Origin of the sequence: Marinobacter oulmenensis (assembly GCF_014201735.1) — a bacterium.
GTDB classification, from domain to species: domain Bacteria; phylum Pseudomonadota; class Gammaproteobacteria; order Pseudomonadales; family Oleiphilaceae; genus Marinobacter; species Marinobacter oulmenensis.
On the sequence record NZ_JACHFE010000001.1, the window covers coordinates 94,085 to 115,542 of the forward strand.

Annotated in this window: 15 protein-coding genes; 7 read left to right on the top strand and 8 right to left on the bottom strand. The window is 60.0% G+C overall.

The genetic code is table 11. The features are described 5' to 3' along the window. Window positions 1–46 precede the first annotated feature (46 nt). Window positions 47–1,000 (bottom strand): 2Fe-2S iron-sulfur cluster-binding protein, encoded by a 954-nt coding sequence (locus tag HNR38_RS00450; RefSeq protein ID WP_183698657.1) that lies wholly within the window; start codon window positions 998–1,000, stop codon window positions 47–49. After that, complete coding sequence (locus tag HNR38_RS00455; protein WP_183698659.1) at window positions 997–2,025, bottom strand: aromatic ring-hydroxylating oxygenase subunit alpha; 1,029 nt, start codon at window positions 2,023–2,025, stop codon at window positions 997–999. Before HNR38_RS00455 ends, HNR38_RS00450 begins: the two co-directional genes overlap by 4 nt. Window positions 2,026–2,318: 293 nt before the next feature. On the opposite strand from HNR38_RS00455, the gene HNR38_RS00460 reads away from it, so the two are divergent. Next, the gene (locus HNR38_RS00460) at window positions 2,319–3,062 is read left to right on the top strand and encodes a GntR family transcriptional regulator (protein ID WP_183698661.1); all 744 of its coding nucleotides are present in this window, start codon (window positions 2,319–2,321) and stop codon (window positions 3,060–3,062) included. A 36-nt stretch (window positions 3,063–3,098) separates the two neighbouring features. Here HNR38_RS00460 and HNR38_RS00465 read toward each other — a convergent pair whose 3' ends face one another. The 4 genes from HNR38_RS00465 to HNR38_RS00480 all read right to left on the bottom strand — a co-directional run bounded on the left by HNR38_RS00465 (window position 3,099) and on the right by HNR38_RS00480 (window position 9,815). Continuing rightward, on the bottom strand, window positions 3,099–4,502 hold the full coding sequence (locus HNR38_RS00465) for a diguanylate cyclase (protein ID WP_183698664.1): 1,404 nt from the start codon (window positions 4,500–4,502) through the stop codon (window positions 3,099–3,101). Between the two features lie 122 nt (window positions 4,503–4,624). Next, entirely contained in the window at window positions 4,625–5,620 is a 996-nt protein-coding gene (locus tag HNR38_RS00470) for a response regulator (protein WP_183698666.1), read from the bottom strand. Continuing rightward, window positions 5,614–8,526 (bottom strand): MHYT domain-containing protein, encoded by a 2,913-nt coding sequence (locus HNR38_RS00475; RefSeq protein WP_343068190.1) that lies wholly within the window; start codon window positions 8,524–8,526, stop codon window positions 5,614–5,616. The genes HNR38_RS00470 and HNR38_RS00475 overlap by 7 nt, the downstream gene beginning before the upstream one ends. Window positions 8,527–8,528: 2 nt before the next feature. Further along, the gene (locus HNR38_RS00480) at window positions 8,529–9,815 is read right to left on the bottom strand and encodes a sensor domain-containing diguanylate cyclase (protein WP_183698670.1); all 1,287 of its coding nucleotides are present in this window, start codon (window positions 9,813–9,815) and stop codon (window positions 8,529–8,531) included. A 315-nt stretch (window positions 9,816–10,130) separates the two neighbouring features. On the opposite strand from HNR38_RS00480, the gene acnA reads away from it, so the two are divergent. After that, window positions 10,131–12,890: an aconitate hydratase AcnA gene (gene acnA, locus HNR38_RS00485; protein ID WP_183698672.1), complete on the top strand. Its 2,760-nt coding sequence runs from the start codon at window positions 10,131–10,133 to the stop codon at window positions 12,888–12,890. Between the two features lie 30 nt (window positions 12,891–12,920). On the opposite strand, the gene HNR38_RS00490 is transcribed toward acnA, so the two are convergent. Together HNR38_RS00490 and HNR38_RS00495 are read right to left on the bottom strand one after the other, a co-directional pair. Next, entirely contained in the window at window positions 12,921–14,984 is a 2,064-nt protein-coding gene (locus tag HNR38_RS00490) for a GAF domain-containing protein (RefSeq protein WP_183698673.1), read from the bottom strand. Beyond that, on the bottom strand, window positions 14,971–16,755 hold the full coding sequence (locus HNR38_RS00495; protein ID WP_183698675.1) for a sensor histidine kinase: 1,785 nt from the start codon (window positions 16,753–16,755) through the stop codon (window positions 14,971–14,973). The genes HNR38_RS00490 and HNR38_RS00495 overlap by 14 nt, the downstream gene beginning before the upstream one ends. A gap of 112 nt (window positions 16,756–16,867) precedes the next feature. Between HNR38_RS00495 and HNR38_RS00500 the strand changes: the two genes are divergently transcribed. From HNR38_RS00500 to HNR38_RS00520, 5 genes are read left to right on the top strand one after another with little or no spacing between them, the layout of a single operon-like run. Then, window positions 16,868–18,565 (top strand): diguanylate cyclase, encoded by a 1,698-nt coding sequence (locus HNR38_RS00500; protein ID WP_183698677.1) that lies wholly within the window; start codon window positions 16,868–16,870, stop codon window positions 18,563–18,565. Window positions 18,566–18,581: 16 nt separating this feature from the next. After that, window positions 18,582–19,724, top strand: coding sequence for a response regulator (locus HNR38_RS00505; RefSeq protein ID WP_183698679.1), 1,143 nt, complete (start codon window positions 18,582–18,584; stop codon window positions 19,722–19,724). Window positions 19,725–19,727: 3 nt separating this feature from the next. Next, the gene (locus tag HNR38_RS00510; RefSeq protein WP_183698682.1) at window positions 19,728–20,147 is read left to right on the top strand and encodes a response regulator; all 420 of its coding nucleotides are present in this window, start codon (window positions 19,728–19,730) and stop codon (window positions 20,145–20,147) included. A gap of 39 nt (window positions 20,148–20,186) precedes the next feature. Then, window positions 20,187–20,507, top strand: a complete 321-nt coding sequence (locus tag HNR38_RS00515) for a DUF2288 domain-containing protein (protein ID WP_183698684.1) — start codon at window positions 20,187–20,189, stop codon at window positions 20,505–20,507. Between the two features lie 42 nt (window positions 20,508–20,549). Continuing rightward, window positions 20,550–21,458: a LysO family transporter gene (locus tag HNR38_RS00520; RefSeq protein WP_183698686.1), complete on the top strand. Its 909-nt coding sequence runs from the start codon at window positions 20,550–20,552 to the stop codon at window positions 21,456–21,458.

Sequence of the window (21,458 nt, forward strand, 5' to 3'; positions counted from 1 at the left end):
TACCTTTATTGTTGTAGGTCTTTGGTTGCATTGCGAAAGCCGGCGCTCAGATGTCGAGCACCAGTCGTTTGCTCCGGGCCCGGGAACAGCAGGCGGCGAATTCCTCATTGGCGGCGTGTTCTTCGGGGGTCATGAAAACGTCCCTGTGGTCCGGCTCGCCCTCAAGAAGACGGGTGGCACAGGTGCCGCAGACGCCTTCCTCGCAGGAGAAGGGTAGGTCGACGTCATGCTCAAGCAGTACCTCCAGCGCGGTTTTGTCCGCCGGAACCTCAATAACCTTGCCACTGCTCGCCAGTTGCACCTCGAAAGCGGTGTCTCCCTCAAGGTGAAGCTCCTCGGCGGCAAAGTATTCGCGGTGCAGGTTCGATTCCGGCCAGCCCTGTTTTCGGGCGCTTGCCAGCACGTGCTCCATGAACGGCGTGGGGCCGCACACATACAGGTGCGTTCCGGGGGTCGGATTTGCCAGGACCGTATCCGTGTCCATCCGTCTGCCATCCCGGCATCGACTGTGATGAAACCGGGCGCGGTCGCTGAAACCGGAATCCAGAATCCGTTGCCGGAATGCGGTCTCCTCGGGCGTTCGAGTGCAATAGTGCAGCTCGAAGGTTTTGCCTAGGTGGCTCAGCCGCTCCGTCATGCACAGAATCGGCGTAATGCCAATGCCGCCAGCAATCAGCAGGTGATGGTCCGCCTCTTGCTCAAGCGGGAACAGGTTGCGCGCCTCACTGATCTCCAGCGTGTCTCCCACCCCGAGCTGGTCATGGATCTGGCGGGAGCCGCCTCGGGAGTCAGGCTCGCGCAATACTGCAATCTGATAGCGGTGTGTTTCCCCGGGCTGGTTGCACAGGGAGTACTGGCGAATGATCCCGTCGGCCAGGTGGACATCAATATGGGCGCCGGCGCTGAAGGCAGGCAGCGTGCCGCCGTCGGGTCTGGCCAGTTCCAGCAGGCAGATGTCCGCCGTTTCTCTGGTTTTGCTGGCTACCTGGACGTTGATCACGGGCTTTCCTCCTGCACCAGGCCGTCGATCATCCGTCGGGCCTGCACGCCACCGGAATCAATATCGAGCATCAGCAGCTTTTTCTCGGGGAATTCATTCAGGTTCCGCTGCTGGCTTTCGAGGACCTCCAGGTCTTCCGCGAAAATGGCGCCCTGGCCCTGGCGGATGGTGTCGGTCAAGGTCTCATCGTCCGGACTGAAATTGCGGGCCATGCCCCAGAAATACCAGTGGCTGGTGTCGGTTTCGGGGGTGATGAAGTCAACCACGATGCTGTTCACCCGCTTGTCGGCGGGGGCATCGATACCGCCATGGCCCGCCAGGGCAACCCCGACGTCAATCAGGACATGGCTGGGCGGTGTGAAGCGGCATATCTGCCAGCGATCGACCGGCTGGTCATCGGGCAGGCCCTTGGAGCGCAGGTTGGCCTGCCAGAAAGGGGGCGCGGTGACGTTGTCCATGAAGCGGGTGGTCTGGACCTCGCCGTCGACCTTGCGGGTTCTGACCGGGGCTTCATCGATTTCCTTCTGACCGATGCTGCTCGTATGGACGTAGGTTTCGTGGGTGAGATCCATCAGGTTATCAATCATCAACCGATAGTCACTGTTGATGTGATACAGCCCGCCCCCGTAAGCCCATTGATCGCTGACGGCCCACTCCAGGTGGGGGATAGCATCGGTGTCTGCCTTTTCCGGTTCGCCGGGCCATACCCAGACAAAACCGTATCGCTCTTCGACGGGGTAACTCTTCACACAGGGAAAGCCGCCAACCCGCTGTTTGGGCATCGAGTGGGTTTTGCCATTCCGGCCCATTTTCAGGCCGTGATAGCCACAGACCAGATTGCCGTTCTCCACATAACCCAGAGACAGTGGGGCACCCCGGTGGGGGCAGAAATCCTGAACCGCGGCGACCACACCGTCGCCATCGCGGAAAAACGCCATGGGTTCACCGCAGATCCGGCGGGCGAGTGGTTTGGATTCAAATTCATCAGGCGTGCAGGCAACGTACCAGCAGTTTTTTGGATACATGAAAGGTTCTCTCTTTTTGTTTGTTGTATTTTTTGGATCCAATGCAGGACAGATACTGCAATATTTAGTGAGTATTTGGCCATATTGGATCCATTTTATTTTGAAATGAAGTTTGAGAAGATCATCAATAGCCTCTATTAATAGTTTATTGGCAAACGTAATTATCTGTTTTCTCGAACTTTTCTGCTGTAATGGGTTGTGGGGCCAAGTCAGATGGATCGCCTTGTTGGTTTGGATTGGATCCAAATTGGTACAATTGACAACCTTCAGTCACCAACCACCGAGGATCGCGAATGAGCAAGGCAGGGATACGGGTACTGAGCACCCTCCGGCAGATGATTGTTTCCGGAGAACTGGAAGCCGGACAGCGGATTGCGGAAATTCCCACTGCTGAACGGTTGGGGGTATCACGAACGCCCGTCCGGATTGCTTTTCGGGCACTGGAGCAGGAAGGCCTGTTGATCAAACTGGAGCGCCGGGGTTACCGGGTGCGCAAAGTGACTCAGGATGAGGTGGCTGGAGCGGTTGAAGTCCGGGGGGTTCTGGAAGGGCTTGCAGCCATGCAGGCTGCTGAGCGAGGCCTGACCGCCGAACAGCGCAGGGGATTGCTGGACTGCCTTGCATCGGGTGATGCGTTGTTTGCCAAGGGGTATGTTACCGAGGAGGATCTGGAGGCCTATCACGACCTGAATCGGCGGTTTCACGCGATTATTGTGGAAGCCAGTGGCAATCCCGCCATCGGTTCAGCCATGCAGCGAAACGAGCACCTGCCTTTTGCCTCTGTGAGCTCCCTGGCCATTGACCGCAACAATCTTGAGGGTGAATACCGCCGTTTCAATTTCGCCCACATGCAGCACCATGCGGTGTTTGATGCCCTGGACCGGGGGCAGGGTGCTCGTGCCGAATCCATCATGCGCGAGCATGCCAATGCCACGCTGCGTTACGCGACCATTTTTACCCAACAGCCTGATGATGGGCATCCCGCCGTTCGAGTCATTGGTTCGAGTGTCGAGTTGCCGGATATTGGGTCATCGTAAGTCTGGATTCAATAGCCAGGGCCGGCAGTTCCGGTTCTATTCCCGTAACTCCAGGTGTTCAGCCAGTTCAACCCGGTTTCGGCCCCCGTGTTTGGCACGATAGAGGGCTGCGTCCGCCCGGTGCATCAGCTTCTGGTAATCCGGGTGGCCATCAAAACAGGCCACGCCAATGCTCACCGTGACATTCAGGGTTTCACCCTCTGGGAGGCGGAAGGCTTCCTGTTCGACACTCCGGCGCAATTTTTCCGCGATGGACCTCACCCGGGTTGGGTCTGTGTCCATGATGACAAGCATGAATTCCTCCCCACCCAGACGAAACAGGTAGTCGCCGGAGCGGGTATTGTTTACCAGAATCAGGGCCAGTTGCTGGAGTACAGCGTCTCCAGACTGGTGGCCGTATTGATCATTGACCTGCTTGAAGTGATCGATATCGATGGCCAGTAAGGCGAAGACGTTGTCCCGGTTCCGGGCCTGGCTGATCTGTTTGCCCAGCACCACGGGCAGGAACTTGCGGTTGAGCAGGCGGGTGAGTACATCACGGCCGGACTCCAGTTCATTGTTCTGTTCGAACAGGTGGTCCAGATGGAACTGGATGCCCTTCACCCGATCCCGGAATTCGCGCAGCATTTGCACCTTATCTCCGGCTCCGGGCGCCGCCTGAACAGAAGTATTGAATAGTGGCAGGAGCACGTCGTCGATGTGCTCCATGGCATCAAGGATGGCTTCGGCTTCCGGCGAGCCTTCAAAGGCGTGAACGCCTTTGTGGCGAAACCAGAGGCCAAAGTCGGAAGCCTGGATCCTGGGCATCCGGGTGCCGTCTGTGCCGACGGCGTGGTTGAACATGAACTGATTTTCCCAGTCCAGCAGGGCCGCTCGCTGCTGTTCCTTCTCGTTAGCAATGTTCTGGGTGATGGCGAACAACCGGTAGGCCTCTTCTGCCCGGGAGTTGCGGTCATGGGAGATAGCGTAGGCGTGGCTCATGATTTCCATGGCCAGATCCATGGTGTCGCAGACCATGCGGGCGGCGCTGATCCGCTGCGATTCACTCAGCCCCGGGTGGTCATCCAGCAGCACATGGAACCGGTCTTTCAGGCAACGGGTGCCCCGTAACACCAGATGCACCGGTATATCGATGCGGGCATGCACCTCGCCGACCTTGCGCTGTTCGGCAATCAGGCTAAGCAGATCGTCCTTTGTGGCAGTGGCAAAGAGCACCGACAACCATCGCTCCATTGACCGGCCCAGTCGGGCGTGGACTTCCTCATGGGATAGAAACTGGGATGCCGCCGGGTCTGCCAGCATCTCGCGGTAAAAGTGCGCCGACAATGACGCACTGTTGTCCCGGACAAATGCCAGTACAAACTGTCGGGTTTCGTTGCTGAAGCGTTGGTTCACCGCCTGCCACTCGGCGGACAGTTGCTCTGGCGAGAAACGGGGCATGTTGTTTCCTTTTTCGGGTGAGGCTGTGGGATCCGGCGGGGCCCTCTGTCTGGGAGCGGATTCTGTCACACGCGGCTGCCCGGCGCTAATTGCTAAGCATAGCGGCAGCCCGTGCTGGTGGCTCAGGCGGTCTGCTTGTCCTGCCAGCGTTCCCGGACTTCAAGAATGTCTGGCAGGCACCGGAAAAACACCGGAACCAGCTCCGGGTCAAAATGCTTGCCGCTCTGCTCACGAATCAGGTCGGTGGCCTGCTCAATGGGCCAGGCTTTCTTGTAGGGGCGTTCGCTGGTCAGGGCATCAAACACGTCTGCCAGCGCGACGATCCGGGCGGATATCGGAATGGCTTCGCCGGAAAGCCCCTGGGGGTAGCCCGAACCATCCCACTTCTCGTGGTGGCACAAAGCCACTTCCCGCGCCATGTCGAGCAGCGCGGAACCGTCCTCTCCAATGATTTCCGCGCCGATGCGGGCGTGGCTCTGCATGACAGTCCATTCCTCGGCATCCAGTTTTCCGGGTTTCTGGAGGATTGCATCGGGGATACCGATCTTGCCGACGTCATGCATGGGGGCGGCATTCAGGAGGGTGTCGGACCAGGTCTGTCCAAGGCCGGCTTCACGGGCAATCAGGCGAGAGAAGTGACTCATCCGGATAACGTGCAGGCCGGTTTCGTTGTCCTTGTATTCGGCGGCGCGCCCCAGGCGATGAACCACGGCCAGGCGGCTCTCGACCAGTTCGTCCATCTGTACCAGGGACAGGTGGGTCCGGACTCGGGCTCGGACAATCGCCGGGCTGACCGGCTTGGTGATGTAGTCCACCGCCCCCAGGTCGAAGCCCCGGGTTTCATCATCGGTATCTGACAGAGCGGTGACGAAGATAACGGGAATGGCCTGGGTCTCCGGGGCCTGTTTCAGCGCCTTGCAAACCTCGTGGCCGGACATGCCGGGTATCATCACATCCAGCAGGATCAGGTCGGGTTGTTCCTGCTGAGCCAGGGCCAGCGCCCGGGCGCCGTCCTTGGCGAACAGCAGGCGGTAGTGATCGGACAGGATGTTGCGCAGCACCTGCAGGTTGGTGGCCTCATCGTCCACCAGCAGAAGCGTCTTGGTGTCGGTTAGCATGAAGATACCTCAATGGTGGAACGGTAGTCAGCCAGCAGGCGGGCGGCCGTTTCCGGTTCAAAATTGTCCAGTGCCTGTGCAACCGGGTCGGCAACGGAGGCCGGGAGTCCGTCTCTGAGCCCGGAAAAATCGCTGTCCGGGATCTCGCCATTCCTGAGCCTGCCGATCAGCGAGTCCAGGCGGGTGGCTATGTCGGCCGGTGCCGGTTCCGCTGGTTCGGACCCGGGTTCAGGTTCCGATACAGGTGGTTTGCCGATGTTGTGATGAAACCAGTCCAGGGTGTCGGCAAAGGCCTGCTCAAACTGTTGCCATTGCCGATGGTCCACCTTGCGATGTTGCCGGTGCCGGGTTTCCATGTCCTCAAGGATGCTGGCCATGGCTGTGAACCCCAGGTTGCCTGCAAGCCCTTTGACTTTGTGGCACTGGGCCATGGCGTCAGAGCTGGAGGCCAGTGATTTCAACGACTCCGGCTGGTTCTCCGCACTGGTCAGAAAATGATGGGCCGTGTTCTGGTAAGCAGCCGGATCCGGCCAAAGCTGCTCGATGAGACGGTTGTCTACCGGCCCCGTCTCCCGGTCACCGGTCCTGTCCGGGCCGGCGGTTTCCAGGCCGAGCAGGCGGGCCATTTCCGCAGTGAGTTCGGCCAGGTCGAGGGGCTTGGTGGCAAAGCCGTCCATGCCGGCCTGGCGGGCGTGCTGGCGGTCTTCCTCCAGGACACTGGCGGTGAGGGCAATAATCGGGGTGCGGGGCAGTCGCCGTTCTGCCTCTAGCTGGCGGATGGCGCGGGTCGCTTCATGGCCGTTCAGGTCCGGCATCTGGACATCCATCAGGATCAGGTCAAACGCCTCATCGCCGAATGCTTCCACCGCTTCCCGCCCGGTCGTGGCGGTGACAACCCGGTGCTGGCGTTTGCCCAGCAGCGCTCGCAGAAGTTCCAGGTTCTGGGGCGCGTCATCGGCGACCAGAACAGTGAGTGGTGGCAAGGGCGTTTCTTTCACCGTGCGTGTGGTCTGCTCGACGGGTTTGCCTGCAGGTAGGGGCAGAGTGACCAGGAAGCGCGAGCCCCGGCCCTCAAGGCTGGTCACCGTGATGGTCCCGCCCATGCATTCGGTCAGCTGGCGGGCAATGGTGGTGCCCAGGCCGGTGCCCCCAAATCGCCGTGTGGTGCTGGAGTCCGCCTGAGTGAAGGGTTCAAAGATTTTTTCGATACGATCCGCCGGGATGCCGATTCCGGTGTCTTCGACGGCGAAGGAGACCGGTCCGCCGGGGTTGTTTTCCACACGGAGGGTGACCCCTCCCTGGCGGGTAAACTTGACCGCATTACTGACCAGGTTCAGCAGCACCTGCTGGATTCTTAGCGGGTCACCATGGAAAAACTCCGGGGCCTGGTAGTCGAGTTTCAGGTAAAGGCCCTGGCGGCTGGCATTCAGTGACTGGGTGGCGACGAGTTGGTCGCACAGGGCACGAAGGCTGAAATCCCGTTTTTCCAGCTCCACATTACCGCTGTCCAGCTTGGCAGTATCCAGTATGTCGTTGAGCAGTGCCAGAAGGGAGCGGGCCGAGTTGCGGACAATGCCCAGGTGTCCGGCCTGGGTATCGTCCAGGGGAGTATCCAGCATCAGGTCGGTGAACCCGATGATGGCGTTCATGGGGGTACGGATTTCATGGCTCATGTTGGCCAGGAAGGCACTTTTGGCCTCGGCCGCCTGTTCCGCCTCTTCCTTGGCCCGGCGCAGGTCTGTTTCCATGCGGTGACGTTCGGAGATGTCGGTGACAAAGCCGACAAAGGTGGATACGCCGCCGAGCCGGGATTCGCCAATGCCCAGACGGACGGGAATCTCGTGGCCGTCCTTGTGCAGGGCCCGGACCTCCCGGCCCGAACCGATGATTTTGCGTTCACCGGTACGCAGGTAATTCTTCAGATAGCCGTCATGGGCATCCCGGTGCGGGTTGGCCATCAGCAGGTTGACGTTCTGCCCCACCACCTCGTCGGCCTGGTATCCGAAAATACGTTCGGCGGACTCGTTGAACGAGAGGATGATACCCCGGTCGGAGATCTTGATGATGCCATCAACCGCCGCATCTACAATGGTGGTCAGTTCACTGGCGGTCTCCTGGCTGCGCCGGTACAGGCTGCGGTAGCGGGCCACCGCATTGACCCCGCCAGCCAGCAGGCTGAAGAAAACGGTAATGCCGGCAATGGTCAGGGCCAGGGCGATGTGTTCCTGGCTTCCCGGCATGAAGTCGGGGTCCGGGGCTCCGATAAATCGGGCTGCCTCCATACCGGTATAGTGCATGCCGGCGATGGCCAGCCCCATCACCGCCCCGGCCAGCAGGCGCCGTTTATAGCCTCTCAGGCGTGTACGAGTGCGCAGGCCAAAGCTGATCCAGAGCGCGAGGGTGCCCAGCAGTACCGCAACCACCAGAGACAGCGTGAACAGGGCCGGGTCATACCGCAGGGCCGGACCAATATCCATGGCCGCCATACCCAGATAGTGCATGGCGCCAATTCCGGAACCCACCGCCAGGCCGCCGGTGATCAGGGCTGTCCGGGTCAGTCTGTATTTCGCCAGCAGGCTCAGCGTGACCCAGGATGCCAGCAGGCTCGGCACGGCTGACAGGGCGGTCAGGCCCGGGTGGTAACCCACGTGGGTGGGCATCTCGAAAGCCAGCATCCCGATAAAATGCATGGACCAGATGCCCAGACCCAGAGACGTGGCCCCACTGATCAGGTGCAGGCGCTGCATCAACTGGGAGTTGCTGCGTCTGGCCGCTGCGGCCAGGGTCAGGCCCATGTAGGAGGCGCCCACGGCGATGGCGAGCGACAGTGCCACGAGCGCCAGGTCGTATTGACCGCTGACGAGTTTTTCCGGGGCTTCCCCCAAAACAAAAAACTGCTCAAGCACTATCAATGGTCAACACCCTGGTCGGAAACGACCTGATTCTTGCCAGCTCTCTTGGCGTGGTACATGATCCGGTCAACCCGGTCCAGCATGCCTGCCGGTGTGTCGTCGGCCCTGGATTCGGTTACGCCGACGGAGACGGTGACATGGCCGATGTCCCTGAATGGAACATCGGAGAGGGCCTGGCGCAGGTTGTCGGCGATCTCAACGGCCTTATCCACGCCGCAGAAGGGCAGCAGAACAATAAACTCCTCACCGCCCCAGCGGATGCATTTGTCGGTTTTCCGTGTGCGATCCATCAGGGTGTCGGCCACCGCCTTGATGACCTCGTCGCCCCGACTGTGCCCGTGGGTGTCGTTAATGGTTTTGAAATCATCAATGTCCAGCATGAGCATGCAGAAGGGTGAGCTCTCTTCCTGAGCCTGAATCAGGGAAACCTCCAGGTCAATCTCGCCGGCCCGTCGGTTCAGCAGACCGGTCAGGGAATCGTGGGAGGCCTGCTCCCGGAGCTTGAGCTCGGCGAAAACACGGTCCGTCAGGTCTTTGATGATGCTGATGAAGTGGGTGATCCTGCCCTTGGCATTCTTGACCGGCGTGATGGTTTGCTGGCAATGGATTTCGTGACCGTCCTTGTGTCGGTTGATCACCATGGCGCGAAACGGCAGGCCTTCATTCAGATGGCGCCACAGTCCCCGGTAAAAGGTCCTGTCGTGCCGCCCGGATTTCAGAAGGGCCGGTGAGCGGCCAATGACTTCAATCGGTGTGTAGCCGGTAATGATTTCAAACCCCTGGTTGGCAAACTCGATGATGCCTTCCTCGTTGGTGATGAAGATACCGTCATAGGCGGCATCAATCGCCTTGGCAAACAGGTTGCCGGTGGACTCCGCTGCATGCAGCTGGGTGACATCCTTCTGTACGGATACGTAGAAATGTGGTTCACCGGATTCGTCATTCACTGCGGAAATTGTCCATTCCACCAGGTAGGGGCGGCCATTCTTGTGGTAGTTGACCGTAGACCCGGTGAACGGCTGATGGCTCTTCAGGGCGTCCCGGAGTTCGTGAATGACTGTGGGTTCGGTGAGTGGCCCCTGGAGCATTTTCGGGTTGTTCCCCACCAGTTCCCGGGAGCTGTAACCGGTCATGTTACAAAAGGCAGGATTGGCATAGAGGATCTTGTGATCAGCATCGGTCAGCAATACTGAATTGAACGCCAGATCGGCGGCGGCGCGAAAAGCCAGATGCAGATCCTCAGCGGTCAGTGCATCAAGAGACTGGGAAAATTCCTGGTTCAACGTGAATCCTGCGGTGCTTCGGCAAAGGTCAAAAAACGGACAAAAGGTTACAGTGGCAACTATCGTGTGGGTCGTGACGGGTGTCAACGCGCAATAGTGCCTAGGTCGGGGTATTCACGGGCGTAATGGCGAACATTCACCGGGCCGCGGTTGAAGTCTCAATAATCGGTGCAATAGTTATTAGTGACTTAACATCAGGGCGCTTTTTCAGCAGGGTAAGGTCCCAGAACGGCCCGCCAGATCACCGAGCGGGGTGCTGAAACGGCGCTTCAAGCCTTCCGGAGTTTTCGGAAAACGTCGAAAAGGAGGCACTACATGGCCAACGACAGTCTTGGCAACGACAGCCTGAACACCTTGACCACCCTGGATGCCGGTGGCAGGACCTACCATTACTACAGCCTGCCCAAAGCAGGTGAGTCACTGGGCGACCTGGATCGCCTGCCTTTCTCACTGAAAGTCCTGATGGAGAACCTGCTGCGTAATGAGGACGGCACCACCGTGGATCAGTCCCACATTAACGCCATGGTGCAGTGGCTCAAGGACCGGCATTCCGACACCGAGATCCAGTACCGTCCGGCCCGGGTGCTGATGCAGGATTTCACCGGTGTCCCCGGTGTGGTGGATCTGGCTGCGATGCGAGAAGCCGTCAAGAACGCGGGCAAGGATCCGGCCCTGATCAACCCCCTGTCACCGGTGGATCTGGTGATTGACCACTCCGTCATGGTCGATGAATACGGCACACCGAAGTCGTTCAAGGACAACGTGGCCATCGAGATGGAGCGCAACCAGGAGCGCTACGAATTTCTGCGTTGGGGGCAGCAGGCCTTTGACAACTTCCGGGTCGTGCCTCCCGGCACTGGCATCTGCCACCAGGTGAATCTGGAGTACCTGGGCAAGACCGTCTGGCAGAAAGAGATCGAAGGCAAAACCGTTGCCTACCCGGATACCCTGGTGGGTACCGATTCCCACACCACCATGATCAACGGCCTGGGTATTCTGGGCTGGGGTGTCGGTGGCATCGAGGCCGAGGCGGCCATGCTGGGGCAGCCGGTTTCCATGCTGATTCCCGAGGTGGTCGGCTTCAAGATCACCGGCAAGCTGCGTGAGGGCATCACCGCGACCGACCTGGTGCTGACCGTGGTGGAAATGCTGCGCAAGAAAGGCGTGGTTGGGAAATTCGTGGAATTCTATGGCGACGGCCTGAAAGACATGCCCGTGGCCGACCGGGCCACCATTGCCAACATGGCGCCGGAGTACGGGGCGACCTGTGGCTTTTTCCCGGTGGATGATCAGACCATCACCTACATGCGCCTGACCGGTCGGGATGAAGAACAGCTGGAACTGGTGGAAGCCTATGCCAAAGCCCAGGGCCTCTGGCGTGAGCCCGGCCACGAACCGGTCTACACCGACACCCTGGAACTGGACATGGGCGATGTGGAGGCCAGCCTTGCCGGGCCGAAACGGCCCCAGGACCGGGTTGCCCTGAAAAACATGAAAGCTTCCTTTGAGCTGTTGATGGAAACCGCCGAGGGCCCCGCTGAGACCCGCGAAGCCAAGCTGGAGTCCGAAGGTGGGCAGACAGCGGTTGGCATCGAGAAAAGCTACGAGCACCCCGCCAGCCAGCCGCTGGAGATGAACGGCGAATCCACCCGTCTGGACCCGGGCGCCGTGGTCATCGCAGCCATTACCTCCTGTACCAATACCTCCAACCCCAGCGTGATGATGGCCGCCGGCCTGATTGCCCAAAAAGCGGTGGAAAAAGGCCTGAGCACCAAGCCCTGGGTAAAAACCTCGCTGGCACCGGGCTCCAAGGTGGTGACTGACTACCTCAAGGTCGCCGGGCTGCAGGACGACCTGGACAAACTGGGCTTCAACCTGGTGGGTTACGGTTGCACCACCTGTATCGGTAACTCCGGGCCGCTGCCCGATGCCGTGGAAAAAGCCATTACCGATGGTGACATGACGGTGGCATCGGTGCTCTCCGGTAACCGGAACTTCGAAGGCCGGGTGCACCCGCTGGTGAAAACCAACTGGCTGGCGTCACCGCCCCTGGTGGTCGCCTATGCGCTGGCGGGTAACGTCCGGCTGGATCTGACCAAAGACCCGCTGGGTACTGACAAGGAAGGCAATCCGGTCTACCTGGGTGACCTCTGGCCGAGCCAGGCGGAAATCGCCGAAGCTGTGGAAAAGGTCAAAACCGATATGTTCCGCAAGGAGTACGGCGAGGTCTTTGAGGGTGACGAAACCTGGCAGTCCATCAAAGTGCCGGAAAGCAAGGTGTACGAGTGGTCCGACAAGTCCACCTACATCCAGCATCCGCCGTTCTTTGAGGGGCTCAAGGAACAGCCGGACGCCATTGATGACATCCAGGACGCCAACATCCTGGCCATGCTGGGCGATTCGGTGACCACCGACCACATCTCGCCGGCCGGTTCCTTCAAGCCGGACACGCCGGCTGGCCGTTACCTGCAGGAGCAGGGCGTTGATCCGAAAGACTTCAACTCCTACGGCTCCCGCCGGGGGAACCACGAGGTCATGATGCGTGGCACTTTCGCCAACGTGCGGATCAGAAACGAGATGCTGGACGGTGTTGAGGGTGGCTATACCAAGTTTGTACCTACCGGCGAGCAGATGGCCATTTACGATGCGGCCATGAAGTATCAGGAGCAGGACACACCGCTGGTGGTGGTCGCCGGCAAGGAATACGGCACCGGTTCCAGCCGTGACTGGGCCGCCAAGGGCACGCGCCTGCTGGGCGTCAAGGCCGTGGTTGCTGAGTCCTACGAGCGCATCCACCGTTCCAACCTGATCGGGATGGGCGTGATGCCCCTGCAGTTCCCGGAAGGGGTGGACAGAAACAGCCTGAAACTGACCGGCGAGGAGACCATCAGTATTGAGGGTCTGGCCGGTGATATTCAGCCGGGACAGACGCTGACCATGACGGTCAAGTACAAGGATGGTTCCACCGAAAGCTGTGAGCTCAAATCCCGGATCGACACCGCCAACGAGGCGGTGTACTTCCGGCATGGCGGCATCCTGCACTACGTGGTGCGTGAGATGCTTCATAACGCCTGATGGATTCGGGCCGGCCCTGAGCCGGCCCGGCTATCGGACATCCGTTTTTGCCAGGGGCAGTGAGACCCAGAATCTTGCTCCCCGGCCTTCTTCGGACTCGAAGCCCACGCTGCCTCCCATGGCACGCATCAGTTCACGGGTGATGGCCAGACCCAGGCCTGTGCCCTCCTGGTTGCGGGCGAGGTGACTCTCGGCCTGCGCGAACTTCTCGAAGACGCTTGGCCGGAAACTGTCGGGAATCCCCGGCCCCCTGTCCTCAACCTCAACCCACGCTTCGTTTTCGCCTGCGCGGATGCGCACGGACACCTTCGCCTGCTCTGGTGAAAACTTGACCGCATTGGAGAGCAGGTTGGTCAGGGCCTGGCGGAACCGGAGCAAATCAAATATGGCCTGCAGGTGGGTGCCCGAATCTTCAAGAGTGACGAGCACCTGGCGCTTCTCGGCATAGGGCTGGATTTCCTCGATCGCACTGGCGACTGCATCCTGCAGGCTTCGGGCAGCGCTATAGATGGGCATGCGGCCGTTCACCAGCTTCTCGATATCCAGCAGGTCATCAATCAGGGTTCGTAGGTGCAGGGCGTTGCGCTGGGCTATGGTCAGCATCTGAAGGGCCTTGTCGGGCAGCTCTCCGGTGGCCCCACCCAGGACCAGCGACAGTGACCCGGAAATCGAGGTCAGAGGGGTTCTGAGTTCATGGCTGACGGTTGAGATGAACTGGCTTTTCATCTCTTCGGCTTTACGCCGCTCGTTAATATCCATGATATAGCCATGCCAGAGGATGCTGCCATCCGGAAGCCGTTCCGGGTTGGCCTGGCCTTCCACCCAGTGCCACGTCCCGGAGCGCCTTTGCACCCGGTATTGGCAATGCCACAGTGTGAGATCCGTGGCTGAGTGACGGATGGCTTCCGCCACAGGGTCCAGATCATCCGGATGAATACAGGCAAAGACCGGCGACGCGTCGTTGGCCAGGCCCTCGGAAGGAACGTCGTAAATCTCCCGTATGCCCGGACTGGTGTAGGGAAAGGTACTGTGTCCATCCGGCCATTGCCGGTACTGGTACAGCATGCCCGGCGCATGCTTGGCCAGTTTGTTGAGGGTTTCCGTCTGCTGCTGCTGATGGATGATATCCGAGGCCCAGCGGGCCAGAAGATTCACGAACATCCGGTCCGTTTCCGTAAACGGTTGCTGGCGGGGCGCCCTGGACGAGAAATTAACCGAGCCCATAACCTCGCCGTCAATCCAGATCGGCGCAGCCAGATAGCTTTCCAAGCCGTATTCCTGATAGGCCGGGTGAAGCTGATATTCTGACTGGCCGGTGTGGTCGAACGCGATCACATCGTGGCTTTCCATCAGCAGTGAGCTGTAGGTCTGTTCCAGCGGTAGAGTCAGACCATCGTACACTGTCTCGAAGGGAACACGGGTATGGTGCCAGAGTATGGTGTAAGCGGGGCCTGTAATCTGGCTGACAATGCCGGTATCCATGTCCAGATAATGGCAGGCCCTTCTCAGCGCGGCTCTGATGCGATCATGGGCCGGGCCCTCGGTGTCCAGGGCGATTTCATTGAGAATGTTAAGCGCCCGGTCTCGCTCACCGTAGTAGCTGCCCAGTTCCCGGAGCTGCACTTCCCGCTCAACAATATCGGCAAGATCCCTAAGGGTATCCTTGTCCTCGGCGGAAAATGCCCGTGGTTTACGGTCGATCACACACAGCGTGCCAAGGCGGTAACCCTCATGATCCCTGACCGGGGCGCCGGCATAGAAGCGGATGCCGGGTTCGCCACAGACCAGAGGGTTGTCGCAGAAGCGGTTGTCGTCCTCTGCGTCTTCAATGACAAAAACCGAATCGCTCTGGATGGCGTGGCCACAGAATGAGATGTCACGGGCTGTTTGTGTGGCGTCCAGACCATACCGGGACTTGAACCATTGGCGTTGATGGTCAACCAGTGAGACCAGGGCAATGGGGACGTCAAACAGCCGGGCAGCGGTCCGGGTGATCCGGTCGAATCGTTCCTCGGACCGGGTATCGAGCAGGCCGGTCCGGTCAAGTGCGTTCTGCCGGCGGGCTTCGTCCGGTGTGGCGTCAGCCGGTTTCATCGTTGCCTCCGTCTTCCTGGTCCGTGGCGATGGGAAGGTCCACCCAGAAGTGGGAGCCGTTGTCGTAGAAATAACCGACACGCCCTCCCATCAGTTTGGCCAGTTCCCTGCAGATTGCCAGCCCCAGCCCGGTGCCGGCCCTGGCTTTGGCAGAGCCGGTTTCGGCCTGGGAGAAGCGTTCGAACAGGTAGGGGCGGAATTCGTCAGGAACCCCTTTACCCTGATCAGCCACCAGGATGCGCACGGTTTTCGCCTCCCTGATGCTTGCGGAGAGTGTGATGCGGCCCTGTTCCGGCGAGAATTTGCAGGCATTACTGATGTAGTTGTCGAGAATCTGGCGGACACGGTGTGGGTCTGCCAGGACGTGGGCCTCCGGGATCCGGCTGGCTTCGAGTTGCACCCGGTGTGACTGGGCATAAGGACGGTTGGCGATGGCCGCCTCTTCGATCAAGGTGGGCAGGTGAAGGGGTTCGGTGTGCACGACCATTTGCCCGGCTATGGTTTTATTGAAATCCAGCAGGTCCGAAATCAATCGCTGCAACTGATCGCTGTTGCGCAGGGCAACGTTGACCATGCGTTCGGCTTTTTCCGGCAGGGGCCCCACCGCTCCGGAGGCAAGCAGTTTCAGTGAGCCATTGATGGAGGTAAGCGGTGTTCTCAGCTCGTGGCTGACGTTGGAGACAAACTGGTTTTTCAGCTTGTCGAGCGCTTCTCTGTCGTCCATCAATTGGTTGAAGGCCTTGGCAACACTGCGCAGTTCGGGTGGTCCCTTTTCGGCGAGCCGGCCGGAGGCATCACGATCTTTGGTCATGTTCTGTATCCGCCTTGCGATTGTTTCCAGACGGTGGGTGAGGAGTCGCGACATGACCGCAACCAGCACCGCCGTAATGACAACGACAATCAGGCTAAACAGGATGAAGTTGAAAAACGCGTCTCTTGCCGGTTGCGTGGCTTGTTCATAGGGAACGGCACGGAGAAACTCCCAGCCAACGCGCTCGAGGTGGCGGGTGGCGTAAATCCAGCGCTGGCCGCTGTCTTCAACCACCCCGGTAGTCATGCCTGAGAGGGCCGCATCAATCAGAGGTGACTCGCCTGGGTTCGGTAGAAAGGGAAGCCGGTTGTCCCGGGTGATGGCGTCCACACGCGTGAAGTATTGGGTATCGAGTACCATGAAGCGTTCGCCCGGCGTCCGCTCCTGGGGTTGTGGCAACAATGTGTCTCTGTCCACCGGCAGAGCGCCGGTTAAAAGGCCCACCAGTTCACCCTGGTTGTTGCGCACTGGTTGCAGAAAGGAAATCAGCATGACGCCGGTGGTCCGGCCGATGATGGGGCGGCTGATATGGGGCTGGCCGGAGTCAAGCATCTCCTGGAAATGGCTGCGGTCCGCGTAGGACGTGCCGATACGACCGGGCACATGGCGGTTTTCCGCCACCGCGACGGCCTTATCATCCATGACCACCAACCCCAGGTCGAAGTAGTCTGCCAGCGTGGTCTGGCGCTTGAGTATAGCTTCCAGCTCTTTGGCGGGCAGCAGTCTCTGGCCGTCTGACAGTCTGGACGCCAATACGCCTAGTGCGTCCAGTCTCAGTTGGAGGCGAAGGCTAACGCGACTGGCGTAATTGGTGGTTTCAACCTGTTGGCGCAGCGTCAATGCCTGCTCAAAATCGGACACCAGCTCCCGGTAGGCAGTCACGGAAAGAATGCTGACGGTGATAGCGGTGCTGATAATGGCAATGGCCGCAAAACGGGTGCCGAGTGACAGATTTTTCAAAGGTAATCCCTAGTGGTGATGGTATTGGTGCCTTGAACATGCTTTTATTCCGTTTATGCTGGGAGCATAGAAGACTTTTGGACAACCGGAAACGATATCGGGCAGATGCGCCATGAGCGAATCTAAAAATACCGGGGATGTAAGCTCCCGACTGGCCGAGCTCAGGGAGCGGTTTGTGGTGCGGGCCACCAGTGATCTGCTGGCGCTGGAAGCGCTGGCTTCCGGGTTTTCCCGGGGTGGTGTGGACCGGGCGCAGCTGTTTGATGCCTGTCAGCGGCTGCATCGCCTGGCGGGTTCTGCGGGCACTTTTGGCCTGCCGGAACTGGGCGAGTCTGCCCGGGCGCTGGAGAAGAACCTGAAGGCGGCGGTGGAGCAGGCGGATCAGGACGGTGTTGACCCGGTTCCTGTGTCCGGGGACGTGATTCAACGTATGGTGGCGCTCCGGTCCATGCTTCAGGGGCGCGGTCAGCAGGGACCTTTATCGGCAAGCTCCCGCAAGGAGTCCACAAGCCCGGATGGGGTTCATGGCTTGCGCATCGGGGTTGCGGTGATAACTGACGGCGCCGATGGCGGGGCGATGGCCCCCCTCAGAAACGACCTGGAGGCCTATGGCTTCGACTGTCGCCTGGTCTCCGGCTCTGACCAGGCGGTGGAGGCAGCGCTCAGGGACTGGGGCGTGGGAGCCATGGTCCTCCTGTGTGACGAATCGCGTATGGAAGCGGTTGCCGCTATCCGTGGTTCGATCAACGGAACCGACGGTGGCTGCCTGTCGCTGATCGCACTGGGCCCGGAGGATTCTTTCCACAGCCGTTACCAGGTGGCAGGCCTGGGGGCGGATGCCTTTTTCTGCCACCCGCCCAACCTGCCGGAATTGACCGAACGCATTGAGTACCTGGCACTTGAGCGCACGGCCAAGGTTCAGGGTAGGGTTGCGATCGTGGAGGACGATACAGAGCTGGCCGAACACTATGCCCTGGTTCTGAAGACGGCCGGGATTGAGGTCTGTAGCGTGACCGATCCGATGGAACTGATGGGTCAACTGTCATCGTTTCAGCCGGATATTGTTCTGATGGATGTCCAGTTGGGGCGGTTTTCCGGCGAAACCCTGGCCCGGATGGTGCGTTTTTATCCCCAGTGGCTGAGCCTGCCGATCATCTACCTGTCCTCCGAGGACGATCCCGATAACCAACTGACGGCCCTGTCACGAGGGGCGGACGAGTTTCTGGTGAAACCGGTGTCTGACAGTTACCTGGTGAGAGCGGTCCAGATCCGGTGCTTCCGGGCCCGGCAGCTGTCCCGGTTGATGAACCGGGATAGCCTGACCGGCCTGCTCAAGCATTCCCTGATCAAGCAGGAAGTGGAAAAGGAACTGGCCCGCTGCCGACGGGAAGGCCACGAATCCTGCGTGGTCATGGTCGATCTTGATCATTTCAAATCGATCAATGACACCTGGGGCCACCCGTTCGGGGATACGGTGATCCGGACACTGGCCAATTTCCTGCGCAATCGCCTGCGGGAAACGGACATGATTGGCCGTTACGGCGGTGAGGAATTTCTGGTGGTGCTGCCCCGCTGCACCCAGGAGGCGGCGGCGGAGCTGTTTCGCGAAATTGCCGAAGGTTTCTCCCAGTTGACCTTTACCAGTGGCCCGGAAACCTTCCATGTCACCCTGTCGGCCGGCGTTTCCGCCGTTGGCCATCACGGTTCCGGTGAGCAGGCGGTGGAAGCTGCCGATCAGGCCCTCTACCTTCGCAAGAAGGCAGGGCGTAACGGTGTCACGGTATACGGGATGCCGGGCACAACCTCCTGAGACAATCAACAAATCCATGAACGTACTGGTACTTGAAGACGATGAACTGGTCGCGGAACTGCTGGAAACCGTGATTGCCAGCGCCTATAACGGCGCGGTGGTTGATAAGTTTGACCGCCTTGAAGACGCGCATATCGGATCACAGAAGAAGACCTACAGCCTGGTGGTGACCGACTGGAACCTGCCGGATGGCTCCGGGCTGGACCTGGTCCGGAACCTGCGGGGTAGGGACCGAAAACTGCCGATTGTCATGGTGTCTGGACGCTCGGACCGGGAGTCGGTCATCCGGGCGGCCCATTACGGCATCAGTGGCTACATTACCAAGCCCTTCAGTGTCGAAATGGTCCACAAGCGGCTGGCTGCCCTGATTGAGCCGGACAACGACCTTTCAGCTACCCAGGGGCCGGATCTTCAGGCTTTGCTCAAGGCTTCCCTCGAGAGCGTGATTCAGTTGCCGGGGGATCAGGAGCCGGCCGACGTGCTCGCGTTGATCGACCGGGCAGATTCTCTGTCACCGGCGGAGCTGGCTGAGCGCTGGCGGGAGCAGACGGCATTGGTGACACGACTGCTGGATGTCGCCAATAGCAGCTCCTTTCGCCGCACCGGCGAGCCAGTGGAATCCCTGAAGGACGCCATTACCCTGATGGGCGTATCCATGGCGCTGGATCAGGCTCTGGCGCTGTCCCTGGATGTCGGCCGACGGATACAGTCTCCGGAGCTGGTCCAGCGGGCCCGTGGCTATCAGGAACAGGCTGCCGTCGTGGGCCGGGAAGCACAGCGTATCGCCATGACCCTGAAAAAGAACCCGGCCATGTTCCAGAAGGCGGGCCTGCTCAGTCGGGTCGGAGAACTGGCGGTATTGTCGGTCATCAACCAGTATGTCAGTAAAGGGGGCGAGGCCGATCCGGGGATCATTGATGCAGCACTGAAGACCTGGTCCCAGGATTATGGCAATCACCTGAAAATCCAGTGGCGGATTCCACTGGATCTGCGCGAGATGATCGGGGCGGTGCATTTTCTGCCCAAGGACTGTGTGCGCATGGATCGTCTGGTGATGCGCGCCGCCGCCCTGATTTCCGGCGGCCAGGGCGAGACTGAGGAGTGCCAGGTTCTGATGCAGCGGCTTGGTGTCAACGTTGTTGGGCATACCGAGGAGTGAGGCATGCCGGTTCAGGCAGACAGTGTTCAACGGATTCTCTATGTGGAAGATGATCCGGACATCCGGTCCGTTGCCGAGCTGGCACTGGTGGATGTCGGGGGCTTCGAAGTTCTGTTGTGCGAGTCCGGGCGCGAGGCGTTGGACAGCATCGACGACTTCGGGCCGGACCTGGTTCTGCTGGATGTCATGATGCCGGTTATGGATGGCCCTGAAACACTGCAGGCGCTTAGGGCCCGACAGGGCGGCCTGGATGCGCCAGTGGTGTTCATGACCGCTCGCCTTCAGCCCTCGGAAGTGGAGGAATACCTCGAAATGGGGGCGATTGGTGTCATTCCCAAGCCCTTTGATCCGATGACGCTTGCGGAGCAGATTCGACAACTGGTCTCTACAAACCAGGGTGCGGACCGGCGCGATTTGCGGTAATCTGGCGGGTTTGAATGGATTGCAACCGTTGAGGCCGATATGTCGTCCCCCGAATCTCCCGAAGAACTCAAGGCCAAGCTGAACCTGGAAACCTCCCGTATCCACTGGCACGAGCTGCAGACCTATTACGCTCGCGGTCAGATTGTGCAGGTGGCAGCGAGTCAGGATCTTCTGGAGGTGGCGGCCGAACTGGCGGCGGATAACAAGTCACGGTTCCAGCAGTGGCTGGCCGACGGTCAGGTGGGCGAAATCACCCCGGACACCGCCCGCGGCTGGTATGACCGTAACGCTGAGCTCTGGGCCGTGGTCGTGGCTCCCTGGGTCCTGGTCCAGGACCGTTCAGCCTCCAATCTCCACTGACGTCGCGTCAGCCCATCTGTTACCGCACAGCCCGAGGTTTTCATGCTGACCGGAGCCATCCTGATTCTGGCGCCCCTGTTTCTGGGGTTCGCCATCGTTGTGTCCAATCGTCGTCTGGTCACGGTTCTCCATTACGCCGTTGAAGCGCTGGTGTATTTTATCCTGGCCTTGCTGGGGTTAGGGCTGGGCCAGATGGACGGCCTGTTGAGCCAGCTTGGCGCCATGGCCGGTCAGGTAGCGGCGCTGGTGCTGGTGCTGCTGGTGGCCAACCTGGCCGCGTTATGGTTGTTTCATCGCTGGCAGCCAATGACCCTGGATGCCCACCCGGACCAGCAACGCCCCGGTTATCACCGGCTGTTTCTGGCGGGCCTCAAGCCCCTGCTGGCGGTGCTTGTCGGTGCCCTGGCGGGGTATTTCCTGCTGCCCGAACTGGGCATGGTGGATGAGGTGGCAACCTGGTCGCTGATGCTGCTGTTGTTCTTTATCGGTCTGCAGTTGCGCAATGCCGGTCTGTCCCTGCGTCGGCTGCTGATGAATCGCCAGGGGCTGGGCATTGCCGTGGTGCTGATGCTCAGTTCGCTGGCTTCGGGCCTGCTGCTGATTCCTCTGCTGTCGATCCCCTGGCACCAGGCATTGGCACTGGCCTCCGGGTTTGGCTGGTATTCGCTCTCCGGTATCGTGATCGGTGATGCGCTGGGGCCTGCCTGGGGTGGCGTTGCCTTTCTTAATGATGTGATCCGGGAAATCATTGCGCTGGCCCTTATCCCGGTGATCATCAATGCCCGACCCGCCATGGCGATTGGCTACGGCGGAGCCACTGCCATGGACTTTACGCTGCCGGTCATTCGAAGCAGCGGGGGGCTGGCCTGCGTGCCTGTGGCCATCGCGTCGGGCTTCCTGCTGTCGTTCCTGTCGCCGGTCCTGATGGGGGTTTTCCTCTCCTTCGGTTGA